Consider the following 11,237-nt stretch of genomic DNA (forward strand, 5'->3'; position numbering starts at 1 on the left):
TCGTATGACGCCTATCACCGTGGTGGAGGGGCGAAGGCTCGCACTCAGCAATCTGGAGAAGGTCCTCTATCCGGCGACCGGTTTCACCAAGGGTGAGGTGCTGCACTACTACGCGACGGTCGCCGACGTGCTGCTGCCTCACCTCCGGGACCGGCCGGTGTCCTTCCTGCGCTATCCGGACGGGCCCGACGGCCAGGTGTTCTTCGCCAAGAACGTGCCGCCGGGTACGCCCGAGTGGGTCACCACCGCCGAGGTGCCGCGGTCGGAGGGGCCGGCGCGGATGGTGCTGATCCAGGACCTGGCGAGTCTGATGTGGGCGGCGAACCTCGTCACCGAGTTCCACACACCCCAATGGCTCATCGGGGCGCCCGGCGACGCGGACCGGCTGGTCTTCGATCTCGACCCGGGGGCGCCGGCCACCGTCGTCGAGTGCTGCGAGGTCGCGCTGTGGCTGCGGGAACGGTTGGCCGCGGACGGGATCGAGGCGTACGTGAAGACGTCCGGGTCGAAGGGGCTGCACCTGTTGGCGGCGCTGGAGCCGACGGACTCCGGGCGGGTGACGGAGTACGCCAAGGGGTTGGCCGTGGAGGCGGAGAGGGTGATGCCTCGGCTCGTTGTGCACCGGATGACGCGGGAGCTGCGGGCGGGGAAGGTGTTCGTGGACTGGAGTCAGAACGCTGCGCGGAAGACCACGGCGGCTCCGTACACGCTGCGGGCGCGGAGGGAGCCGACGGTGTCGGCGCCGGTTACGTGGGGGGAGGTCTCGTCATGCCGTTCCGTTTCCCAACTGGTGTTTCAGGCGGTGGATGTCGTTGCGCGGGTGGAGGAGTACGGGGATCTGCTGGAGCCGCTGCTCGATCTCGGTCGGGGCTGCGCTCTGCCGTCGGCGTGAATGGAGTGCGTTTTTTCGCCCCCTCCTCCCCTACCCGTCCCTTGTCCTGGGGGCTGCCGCCCCCAGACCCCCGCATCGGCCTGAACGGCCTCGTCCTCAAACGCCGGACGGGCTGAAAGATCTCCCCGGCCCGGAGCTGAAGAGTGCCGCCCCCACCGGGTGAGTGAGGCCCCGCGCCTCATACCCGCGTCCACGTGTGGCGGTCCCGCGCCATCGCGTGGAGTGCCTCGACGTCGGCCGGTTTCAGGACTCCGCCGAGGCGGGACAGGGTCGCGAGGTCGGTGTCCTGGAGGATGTGGAGCTCGCGGAGGGGGACGGTGATGTCCAGGGTGGCCGGACCCGCGAGGGCAAGGACGGGGTGGACCTCGGCCGTGAGGGCGTACGAGGCGCGGTCGGCGTCCGCGCGGATGCGGCGGAGCAGGGGATGCGGCTCGCGGCGGCCGACGGTGACCATCGGGTCGGCCACCAGGACGCGCTGCTTTCGGGCGTACAGGGCGTGTACGGCGAAGAGGCCGCCGGGGCCGATGACCAGGTGGTGGAGGCGGTCACCCCCCGGGAACGGGAGTGAGTGCAGGGTGTGCCAGCCCGCGCCCTCCAGGTGGTCGAGGGCCTCCCCCGCCGCCTGCTCGGCGGCGAGCGCGCGGCGCCGCGGGTCGGGGCGGAGGCGGTGGGCCGGGCCCGGGTCGCGGTCGAGGGCGATCAGCAGCGCCTCGCCAGGACGGTTCGGCGCCAGGTCGTCGTCCGGGTGGAGGGTGAGGCGGGCCAGCTCCGCGGGGGTGGGGACCGGCGGCGGTCCCACCGTCACCGGTCCGGTCAGGAACGGGCCGAGCGCGTCGAGCACGTCCTCTCTGCGATCCTCGCTGAGCAGGTTGACCCTGGCCGACTCTCTGTCGTACCAGGCGACGTTCCTCCCGTCCGTCATACAGACGTACAGCCGCTCCTGGCCGTGCCGCCAGGTCGGTATGACGCGCAGTCCGTTCATGCACCATCACCCCATGACCATGGGAACAGGCGGGGTGCTCCAGGGGCAAGAACCCGGTTACCTTTGTGAGCAGCTGGGGGAGTTGGTGGGAGGCGCCGTTGCGGACTCGCAGAAGACCATCGGATGTGCCGGCCCCGGACAGCCCGTGGAATGAGATCGTGCCCGGCCTTTGGATGGGCGGGCACGCGTTCGCGGGGCGGTCCGGAGATCCGGAGTTCGCCGTCGTACACGAGGAGTTCGACCTCGTCCTGACCCTGCTGCGGCTTCCGGGGCACGGGCCGGACCCGGGCGTGGAGCATCATGTGTGGCCGGTCCCGGACGGACCCCTCGACGGCACGCAGCTGGCGGGCGTCATACGTCTCGCGCAGGCCGCCGACGACGCGCTGGAGGACGGGCGCCGGGTCCTGGTCCGCTGTTTTCACGGCTACAACCGTTCCGGGCTCGTGGTCGGGCACGCGCTCATGCGCGCGGGACACACCGCGGACGAGGCGATACGGCTGATACGGAGCCGGCGCTCGCCGTGGGCGCTGCACAACGAGCTGTTCGTGGAGTACCTGCGCGCCGGGCTCACCACGGCCCGGCTTCTTGAGGAGCTGGCGGAGCCCTGAGGAGCCGACGGGGCCTCGCGGTAGTCCGCGCCGGGGTCCGGACGGCGAGGGAAATGGCTGAGCAAAAGGGATGAACAAAAAGGACTTCACTGCAAATAAAAGGACTTCCCTACGAATAGGGTGTGCGGGGCGAGCCTCTCGCCCCCCATCCCCCTCGCAGGAGCGCAGTGACCCATCACCGCCGCGCAGCCACGGCCCGCCGCGCACCCAGGGCTTTCGCCCTGCTCGCCGCGGTCCCGCTGCTCGCACTGGCGGGCTGCGGGGACCAGGGTGAGCTGCGCGGAGCGGGCGAGACACCCACCGCCGTGGGCCCGTCCCGGCTGTGGCCCACGCTGGCGCCCGCCACGACGCCCGCGCTCGACTACGGCGAGGCGGACACCGAGGTCGTCAAGGGCATCGAGGCCGCGAACGACGACATCCACGAGGTGAACCCGGTCGCGGTGCTCAGGGCACAGGTCGCCGCCCATCCGGACGAGTACACCGGCCGGACGGCGATGTACCCGCAGACCGCCGAGCGGCTCGGCGACTGCGGGGGCCCCTCAGGCACGCGCGGCAAGGGCTGCCCGGTCCTCCAGGCGTACTACCGCGATCTCACCGGCGACCGGAAGGACGACCTGGTCCTCGGCTTCACGCTGCCCGGGGACCAGTTGACCGTACGGGCCTACACCTTCGAGAAGCACCAGCTGGTCCAGGTCATGAACACCACGGATTCCGTGATCGGCGTCGAGTTCGCGGGCCGCGACCTGATCGTCCGGGCCGCGTCCACCCTGCCCGGCTACGAGTACCGCACGGTCTGGTCCTGGGACACGCACCAGCACGCGATGCTGGCGACACGCGACGAGATCCTGCGGGTCGGCGACTCCACCCCGGCCCCCACGCCCAGTGCCTCCCCGAGCGCCTCATGAGACGCCCCCTCCAGCGCCTCCTCCAGCGCCTCCCCCAGTGGACCGCCACCCTCACCTGGAAGGCCGCCGCCTTCATCACGGTGATGTGCTGCGGCCTCGCCGCCCTCCTCGGGATCCTCGTGCACGTCTCGGTGACCGACCAGACCGTCGGCGAGGCGCGTAGCCGCGCGCTCGACCAGCTCAACGAGGCGACGACGGCGTACGAGGCGGGAGACCGGCTGCCGCCGAGCGCGGGCGTCGATCTCCCGGGGCTGCCGGAGCAGTTGCGCGAGCTGGCGGCGGACGGGCGGCGCGGCACGATGGTCGGCGACGACCAGGACCGGCGCCCCACGATGTGGGCGGCCGGGCCGGCCGACGGAGGGCGGGCGCTCGCCGTCAAGTTCGACTACTCGCAGGGCGCCCACGCCATCGAAGCGCTGGACCGCGCGATCGTCTGGTCCTCGGCGCTGGCGATCGGGGCGACGCTGCTGGTGGGAGCGTTCGCGATGACCCGGGTGACACGGCGGCTGCACGCGACGGCGCGGGTCGCGCGGAGGATCAGCGCGGGCGACCTTGACGCGCGCGTCAACGATCCCCGTACGGATCCCCGTACGGACGCCCTTACGGTCGTAGACCCTCGTGCCGTGGCAGATGCCCGCGGTGCCCTGGACCCTCGTACCGGCGACGGCCCTCGCGGCACGACCGGGCGCCCTCGCGGCGCCGATACCGGTCGCCGTACGGGCGCAGCCCCGCATACGCGGATCCCCCGCCGCCAGGACGAGGTGGCCGCCGTCGCCGCCGCCCTCGACTCCATGGCGTCTTCGTTGCAGGGGAAACTGCTGAGCGAGCAGCGGTTCACCGCGGATGTGGCGCACGAGCTGCGTACCCCGCTGACCGGGCTGCACGCGGCGGCCGAACTGCTGCCGCCGGGGCGCCCGACCGAGCTGGTCCGCGACCGGGTCGCCGCGCTGCGCACGCTCACCGAGGACCTGCTGGAGATCTCCCGCCTCGACGCGCGGAGCGAGCGCCTCGAACTGGACTGGGAGCCGCTGGTTCCGCTGGCCGAGCGGGTGGTGCGGGCGTCCGGGGCCCCGACCGATGTACGGGTCGTACGGGAGGCGCGCGTGGAGACCGACCGGCGCCGGCTGGAGCGGGTGCTCGGGAACCTGGTGGACAACGCGCACAAGCACGGACGGGAGCCCGTGGTGCTGACGGTCGACGGCCCGGTCGTCACCGTGCGGGACCACGGTGACGGCTATCCGGAGTACCTCGTGGAGCACGGGCCGCAGCGGTTCCGTACCGAGGGCGGTGCACGGGGGCACGGGCTCGGGCTGACGATCGCGCTCGGCCAGGCGGAGGTACTCGGCGCGCGGCTGGCGTTCGCCAACGCCGCCGACGGCGGGGCGGTGGCGATCCTGACACTCCCTCAGGGACCTCAGGGACCTCAGGGACCTCAGGGACCTCAGGGACCTCAGGGTGCTCAGGGTGCTCAGGGTGCTCAGGGACCTCAGGCCCCGCGGTCCCCTCACCCCGATGGCCCCTAAGGGGCACCCCGAAAGCTGCGAGGACTCCGCGCTCCCCCTGAGCCCCGATGGCGCAGTGTGAACTGCGCGCACCCCGGCCCGCTCCTAATGTGGCGATTAGTCAGGTTCGCCCCCCTCCTGGAGGAGTCCCCATGTCCCCCAAGCCACTGCGGTCGACGTACACCCGCCTCGCCATAACTCTCGCCGCCGGCAGCCTCATCGCGCTCGCCGGCGCCACCCCCGCCCTCGCCGACGAGGACGGGGACCCCGGAAGCGGCGACAGCCGCGAGTGGGACAACGGGGACTCCGGAAGGGATGACGGCGACGGCCGGGACTGGGAAGACGGCGGCAGGGACGACAACGGCCGCGACTGGGAGAACGGCCGGGACGACGACCGCGACAACAACCCCCGCCGCTACAAGGGCCGCATCTCCGCCCGCGGCGGGCTGGCCCTGCGCACCGCCCCGAACCGTGGCAGCCGGGTGCTGCGCGTCGCGCGGTACGGCGAGGTCGTGCACATCTTCTGCAAGACCTCGGGCCAGTCCGTCGACGGCAACCGCCTCTGGTACCAGCTCACCGACGGCACCTGGGCGTGGGGCGCCGCGCGCTACATCGACAACATCGGCCCGGCCCCTCGCTGGTGCTGAGTCGGCACAGGGTGCGCAAGGTGTGCAAGGCGCCTGAAGCGCGCAACGTACACCGGAACAGCCCGTTTATCACTACATAACGGGACATCAGGATCGCCGCTTGCTACGTTCCGGACATGATCCAGCCCGGAGTGTCCGGAACGACCATGGCGGCGGACCCGCCCGCCCCCGCTGTACGCCTGCCGAGGCGCCGTGGCATCGAGTTCACCCTCATCGTCCTCGCCGTCCTGCTCTGCGTGTACGGCTACTGCGCTGTCGGTCTCGCGAAGAACGGCACCGTCCCGCCCGGCGCCGCCGGTTACGGCGCCGGGCTCGGCGTGCTCGCGCTCCTCGCGCACTTCGCGGTGCGCTTCCGGGCGCCGTACGCCGATCCGCTGCTGCTGCCCATCGCCGTACTCCTCAACGGCCTCGGTCTGGTGCTGATCTACCGCCTCGACCTGGAGACCCCGCGCGACCAGGCGGCCCCCACCCAGCTCATCTGGTCGACGCTCGGCGTCGCGCTCTTCACCGCGGTCGTGCTCCTCCTGCGCGACCACCGGGTCCTGCAGCGCTACACATACGTCTCCGTCGTCACCGCGCTCGTCCTGCTGACCCTGCCGATCTTCTTCCCCGCCGTGAACGGCGCCCGCATCTGGATCCGGATCGCCGGATTCTCCATCCAGCCGGGCGAGTTCGCGAAGGTGCTGCTCGCGCTCTTCTTCGCCGGCTATCTCGCCGCCAACCGCAACGCGCTCGCGTACACCGGCCGCCAGATCTGGCGGTTCAAACGGCTCCAGCTCCCCACCGGCCGCGTCCTCGGCCCGATCGTCGCGATCTGGCTGCTGAGTGTCGGCGTACTGGTGCTGGAACGGGACCTGGGCACATCGCTGCTGTTCTTCGGCCTGTTCGTGATCCTGCTGTACGTCGCCACCGGGCGCACCGGCTGGATCGCGGTGGGCCTGCTGCTCGCCTGCGTGGGCGCGGTGGCCGTCGGCTGGCTCGAACCACACGTCCACAGCCGGGTGCAGGACTGGCTCCACCCCTTCGCCTCGATCGAGGCGGGCCAGGGCCCCAACCAGCTCGCCCAGTCCCTCTTCGCGTTCGCCGCCGGCGGGATGCTCGGCACAGGGCTCGGGCTCGGCCACTCCCTCCTCATCGGCTTCGCCGCCAAGTCGGACTTCATCCTGGCGACGGCGGGCGAGGAGCTGGGCCTGATCGGCCTGTCCGCGATCTTTCTGCTGTACGCCCTTCTCGTCGAGCGCGGCTACCGGGCCGGCCTCTCCCTGCGCGACCCCTTCGGACGGCTCCTCGCCATCGGGCTCGCCTCGATCGTGGCCCTCCAGGTCTTCGTCATCGCGGGCGGGGTGACCGGGCTGATCCCGCTCACCGGCATGGCGATGCCCTTCCTCGCACAGGGCGGCTCCTCGGTCGTCACCAACTGGATCATCGTGGCGCTGCTGATCCGGATCAGCGACTCGGCGCGGAGTCAGTACGACGGGACGGGGGCGCCTTGAGCTGCCAGGTCGTGGGGGTTCGGGTGGTGGGGGTTCGCGTGGTGGTGGTTCGCGTGGTGGTGGTTCGCGTGGTGGTGGTTCAGGTGGTGGGGGTTCAGGTGGCAGGGGTTCAGGTGGTGGGGCTGTGACGCGTTATATCCGTAGGGCTGCCGCTCTGTGCGCGGTGCTGCTTGTCGCTCTGCTCGTCAACGCCACCCGTGTCCAGGTCTTCCAGGCCCGGTCGTACGACGACAATCCCGCCAACCGCCGCCAGCCGATCGCCCGTTACGGCCAGCCGCGCGGTGACGTCCTCGTCGGCGACCGGGCCATCACCGGATCCAAGGACAGCGGCGAGCAGCTCCGCTATGAACGGACGTACAAGAACGGGCCGTTGTACGCGCCCGTCACCGGCTTCGCCTCGCAGGTGTACGGGACCGCGTTCCTGGAGGGCGCCGAGGACGGCATCCTCTCCGGCAGCGACCCGATGCTCGCCCCGTTCCCCCTCTGGAACGACTTCACGCGCTCCCAGAACCCCGGCGGCAAGGTCGTCACCACCCTCGACCCGGCCGCACAGCAGGCGGCGTACGAGGGACTCGGCTCACGGCGGGGCGCGGTGGCCGCGATCGAGCCGTCCACCGGGAAGATCCTCGCGCTGGTCTCGACACCGTCGTACGACCCCGAGGTGCTGTCCGGGACGGGCCCGGCGGTGGCGGAGGCCTGGGCGCGGCTCAACGAGGACGAGAGCAAGCCAATGCTCAACCGGGCGATCCGGCAGACGTATCCGCCGGGGTCGACGTTCAAGGTGGTGACGGCAGCGGCGGCGCTGGACGCGGGCGTGGTGACGGATGTCGACATGCCGACCGACTCGCCGAACCCGTACACGCTGCCGGGTACCACGACGACTCTCACGAACGAGATCGAGGGCTGCGAGAACGCTTCGTTGCGGTATGCCTTCGAGTGGTCCTGCAACACCGTCTTCGCGAAGCTGGGCGTGGATGTAGGGCTGGAGAACATGACGCGCACGGCGGCGAACTTCGGCTTCAACGACCGGAAGTTGAGGATTCCGTTCGCCGTCGCGCCGAGCAACTTCGATGTGCGGCTGGACCGTGCCCAGCTGGCGCTGTCCTCCATCGGACAGTTCGACACCCGGGCCACGCCCCTTCAGATGGCGATGATCTCGGCGGCCGTGGCGGGGGGTGGCGCCGTCAAGTCGCCTTACCTCGTGGCGAAGACGACGACTCGGGGTGACGCCACGGTGTCCACCACCGGGCCCAGGACACTGCATCAGGCGATGAATCCCTCCACCGCGCTGCGGATGCGTGAGCTGATGACGGATGTGGTGACCGAGGGCACCGGCACGAACGCCGCCATCCCCGGCGCCACCGTCGGCGGCAAGACCGGCACCGCCCAGCACGGCATCGGCAACGCCGGTACGCCGTATGCCTGGTTCACCTCCTGGGCCGAGGCCGACGACTCCATGGGTGCGTCGGTGGCCGTCGCCGTCGTCGTCGAGGATGCGGCGGCGGAGCGGGGGGATATCAGCGGGGGTGGGGACGCTGCGCCGATCGCCAAGGCGGTGATGGAGGCGGTGCTGGGGTTCTGAGGCGGGGGCGGGAGGGTGGCTTGGGGGCGGGCGCGGCTTGAGGTTGAGGGTGGCTTGAGGTTGAGGGTGGCTTGAGGGGGGTGGCTTGGGGCTCGGGGTGGATTGGGGGTGGGAGTGGCTTGGGGGTGGGGGTCGCTTGAGGGCGGCTCGGTATGTGGGATGGGGGTGGGGGGTTTCTTTGGGCCGACCTATCGTTCGGTACATGACTGAATCCGCGTACGAACTTGCCCAGGCCAACATCGCTCGACTCAAAGCCCCTTTGGATTCACCGCAGTTGAAGGACTTCGTCGAAGCACTCGATCCCGTGAACGCCGACGCCGACGCGGCGGACGGGTTCGTCTGGCGGTTACAGAGCGACTCGGGCAACGCGACGGACGTGGCCGTCTTCGGCGACGAGTGGCTGATCCTGAACATGTCCACGTGGCGGGACTCGAACGCCCTGACGGCCTTCATGTATCAGGGACAGCACCGCGAGCTGCTGGCCCGGCGGCGTGACTGGTTCGAGCGAGTGGCGGAGGCGATGTCGGTCATGTGGTGGGTTCCGGCCGGCCATCGCCCCACCGCGGCGGAGGCCGAGGAGCGGGTCCTTCACCTGCGTGAGCATGGACCGACGGCGTACGCCTTCACCTTGCGGAACTCGTATCCCGCCGGTGGCGCCTAGCCAGGTGCCTGCGGGTACGGCCGTATTGCCGATTTCTCGGTGGCATAGGGGTGAATCATGGGCACGCATGCGATGCGGCCAGGCCCGCGCACCCTGCGGGGCGCCAAGACTGAGGTGTCCGCCCATCGGGGCGGCGGCCAGATGACCGCTCAACGCAAGGCAGGACCGATGAAGTTGACCTACCGTTTCGCAGCCGTGTGTGTTCTCACGCTCGGACCCCTCGGGCTCGGCGGGGAGGCAGTGGCCGCGCCGCACGACGCGGGTACCCCCGTGTCGACCTTCTGCAACAACCCCGTCAACCTGAGTCTCGTCGCCGCGCCCGGCGGCAGTGGGCTCCTCGGGGAGCTCCTCGGGAGCCTGGGGCTCGGCGGCGCGGGCGGCGAGACCGGCACCGGCGGCACCGGGACCAGCACCCCTTCCGCGGACGGCACCGCCACGGGTGGCGAGGGCGGCTCGCCCACGACCTCCAGCGACCAGGAGGCGAACAACAACCGTTGCGGCAAGAGCGTGGACATCGACCAGTCGCGCTCCGTCGACAGCGGCACCGACGGCGGTGGCGAGCAGGTCGTCGCCAGCAACCGGCGCGCGGGCTGATGTGAATTCCCCGGCCGGCTCGTGGTGGTTTCCTTCCACGGGCCGGCCTTGCCGTGCCTCCCGGGCGGTCTCGGACTCGGGGCTGTCCGCGGTGTCCGCTCCGCGCTCCACGGTTCATCCGAGGTAGACGTTTCGTCAACAAGTCGCGCGAGAAGTATTGACCGACTTGCTGACACGCAGTCTCATAAGTTGTGCCCGCCGGTAACCCATGGAGATCCGGTACGACTTGGATGGGGACAGCGATGACCGAAGCCGATGGGCTGCGTGACGCGCTCGGGCTGCTCAAGGACCGGGAGCAGGTGGCCGAGCGGCTGCTCGACTCCTCCGCCAGGCACTCCTTCGACCCGGACAAGGAGCTGGACTGGGACGCGCCGTTCGAGGACGGCAAGTGGTTCTGGCCGCCGGAGCTGGTCTCGCTGTACGACACCCCGCTGTGGCGGCGGATGGGTGAGGAGCAGCGGATCGCTCTGTCGCGGCATGAGGCTGCGGCGTTGGCGTCGCTGGGGATCTGGTTCGAGATCATTCTGATGCAGTTGTTGGTGCGGCACATTTACGGCAAGGCTGCGACCAGTGCGCATGTGCGGTACGCGCTGACCGAGATCGAGGACGAGTGCCGGCACTCGAAGATGTTCGCTCGGCTGATCGCGCGGGGCGGGACGCCGTACTACCCGGTGAGCCGTCTGCACGCCAATCTCGGGCGCTTGTTCAAAACCGTCTCGACCACGCCGGGGTCGTTCACCGCGACGTTGCTTGGTGAGGAGATCCTTGACTGGATGCAGCGGTTGACCTTTCCGGACGAGCGGGTGCAGACGCTCGTCCGAGGGGTTACGCGTATCCACGTCGTGGAGGAGGCGCGGCATGTGCGGTACGCCCGGGAGGAGCTGCGGCGGCAGATGGTGACGGCGCCTCGGTGGTCGCAGGAGCTCACGCGGGTGACCTCCGGTGAGTTCGCCCGGGTCTTCTCCGTGGCGTTCGTCAATCCCGCGGTCTATACGAATGTCGGGCTCGACAGGCGTGAGGCGATGGCCCAGGTGAGGGTGAGTGGGCATCGGCGGGATGTGATGCAGACCGGGGCGAAGCGGTTGACCGAGTTTCTGGATGACATCGGGGTGCTGCGTGGGGCTGGGCGGCAGTTGTGGAAGGCGTCGGGGCTGCTGGCGTGATGCGTCCGTCCGCTGTGCTCGCCGGGGTGTGGGGGGGTGGGGGCCGCGCCGGTACATCCGCCCGCATCCGGACGGATCGACTGTCGGGAGGGAAGGTGCCGTCCGGATGGGATCCGTCCGGATGCGGGCATTTGATGTACCGACACGGCCCCTTCCGTCGTACCTCGGCTGCCGGTCCGTGGGGGGGGAGAGAGCGGCGGCCGTATTG

Annotated in this window: 11 protein-coding genes; 10 read left to right on the forward strand and 1 reads right to left on the reverse strand. The window is 70.4% G+C overall.

From position 1 onward, the window contains the following. The first annotated feature begins 4 nt into the window (after positions 1-4). Entirely contained in the window at positions 5-892 is an 888-nt protein-coding gene (gene ligD / locus ACFWP7_RS19360) for a non-homologous end-joining DNA ligase (RefSeq protein ID WP_384382747.1), read from the forward strand. A 178-nt stretch (positions 893-1,070) separates the two neighbouring features. Here the strand turns inward: ligD and ACFWP7_RS19365 are convergent, their stop codons facing one another. Then, positions 1,071-1,874 carry a nuclease-related domain-containing protein gene (locus ACFWP7_RS19365; protein ID WP_384382748.1) on the reverse strand — a complete coding sequence of 268 codons (804 nt, stop codon included), beginning with the start codon at positions 1,872-1,874 and terminating at the stop codon, positions 1,071-1,073. Positions 1,875-1,972: 98 nt separating this feature from the next. On the opposite strand from ACFWP7_RS19365, the gene ACFWP7_RS19370 reads away from it, so the two are divergent. From ACFWP7_RS19370 to ACFWP7_RS19410, 9 genes are all read left to right on the forward strand, one after another. Continuing rightward, complete coding sequence (locus tag ACFWP7_RS19370) at positions 1,973-2,482, forward strand: dual specificity protein phosphatase family protein (RefSeq protein ID WP_384382749.1); 510 nt, start codon at positions 1,973-1,975, stop codon at positions 2,480-2,482. 167 nt (positions 2,483-2,649) lie between these two features. Next, complete coding sequence (locus ACFWP7_RS19375) at positions 2,650-3,387, forward strand: hypothetical protein (protein WP_384382750.1); 738 nt, start codon at positions 2,650-2,652, stop codon at positions 3,385-3,387. Next, positions 3,384-4,910 (forward strand): ATP-binding protein, encoded by a 1,527-nt coding sequence (locus ACFWP7_RS19380; RefSeq protein WP_384382751.1) that lies wholly within the window; start codon positions 3,384-3,386, stop codon positions 4,908-4,910. The genes ACFWP7_RS19375 and ACFWP7_RS19380 overlap by 4 nt, the downstream gene beginning before the upstream one ends. A gap of 131 nt (positions 4,911-5,041) precedes the next feature. Then, positions 5,042-5,536, forward strand: coding sequence for an SH3 domain-containing protein (locus ACFWP7_RS19385; protein ID WP_384382752.1), 495 nt, complete (start codon positions 5,042-5,044; stop codon positions 5,534-5,536). 116 nt (positions 5,537-5,652) lie between these two features. Next, positions 5,653-7,029: an FtsW/RodA/SpoVE family cell cycle protein gene (locus ACFWP7_RS19390; RefSeq protein ID WP_384382753.1), complete on the forward strand. Its 1,377-nt coding sequence runs from the start codon at positions 5,653-5,655 to the stop codon at positions 7,027-7,029. A 124-nt stretch (positions 7,030-7,153) separates the two neighbouring features. After that, the gene (locus ACFWP7_RS19395; RefSeq protein WP_384382754.1) at positions 7,154-8,611 is read left to right on the forward strand and encodes a penicillin-binding transpeptidase domain-containing protein; all 1,458 of its coding nucleotides are present in this window, start codon (positions 7,154-7,156) and stop codon (positions 8,609-8,611) included. 202 nt (positions 8,612-8,813) lie between these two features. Beyond that, positions 8,814-9,272 carry a DUF3291 domain-containing protein gene (locus tag ACFWP7_RS19400; protein ID WP_384382755.1) on the forward strand — a complete coding sequence of 153 codons (459 nt, stop codon included), beginning with the start codon at positions 8,814-8,816 and terminating at the stop codon, positions 9,270-9,272. Positions 9,273-9,329: 57 nt separating this feature from the next. Continuing rightward, on the forward strand, positions 9,330-9,866 hold the full coding sequence (locus ACFWP7_RS19405) for a hypothetical protein (protein ID WP_384382756.1): 537 nt from the start codon (positions 9,330-9,332) through the stop codon (positions 9,864-9,866). A gap of 242 nt (positions 9,867-10,108) precedes the next feature. Continuing rightward, positions 10,109-11,029, forward strand: coding sequence for a diiron oxygenase (locus tag ACFWP7_RS19410; protein WP_384382757.1), 921 nt, complete (start codon positions 10,109-10,111; stop codon positions 11,027-11,029). The last annotated feature ends 208 nt before the right edge of the window (positions 11,030-11,237 follow it).

Source organism: Streptomyces sp. NPDC058470 (genome assembly GCF_042721055.1).
Taxonomy (GTDB): Bacteria; Actinomycetota; Actinomycetes; order Streptomycetales; family Streptomycetaceae; genus Streptomyces.

What these genes read in the sequence shown, in the direction of transcription:
- ACFWP7_RS19390 (WP_384382753.1), top strand. Translation starts at nt 5,653, where the DNA reads ATGATCCAGCCCGGAGTGTCCGGAACGACCATGGCGGCGGACCCGCCC.
- ACFWP7_RS19400 (WP_384382755.1), top strand. Translation starts at nt 8,814, where the DNA reads ATGACTGAATCCGCGTACGAACTTGCCCAGGCCAACATCGCTCGACTC.
- ligD (WP_384382747.1), top strand. Translation starts at nt 5, where the DNA reads ATGACGCCTATCACCGTGGTGGAGGGGCGAAGGCTCGCACTCAGCAAT.
- ACFWP7_RS19365 (WP_384382748.1), bottom strand. Translation starts at nt 1,874, where the DNA reads ATGAACGGACTGCGCGTCATACCGACCTGGCGGCACGGCCAGGAGCGG.
- ACFWP7_RS19405 (WP_384382756.1), top strand. Translation starts at nt 9,330, where the DNA reads ATGGGCACGCATGCGATGCGGCCAGGCCCGCGCACCCTGCGGGGCGCC.
- ACFWP7_RS19410 (WP_384382757.1), top strand. Translation starts at nt 10,109, where the DNA reads ATGACCGAAGCCGATGGGCTGCGTGACGCGCTCGGGCTGCTCAAGGAC.
- ACFWP7_RS19380 (WP_384382751.1), top strand. Translation starts at nt 3,384, where the DNA reads ATGAGACGCCCCCTCCAGCGCCTCCTCCAGCGCCTCCCCCAGTGGACC.
- ACFWP7_RS19385 (WP_384382752.1), top strand. Translation starts at nt 5,042, where the DNA reads ATGTCCCCCAAGCCACTGCGGTCGACGTACACCCGCCTCGCCATAACT.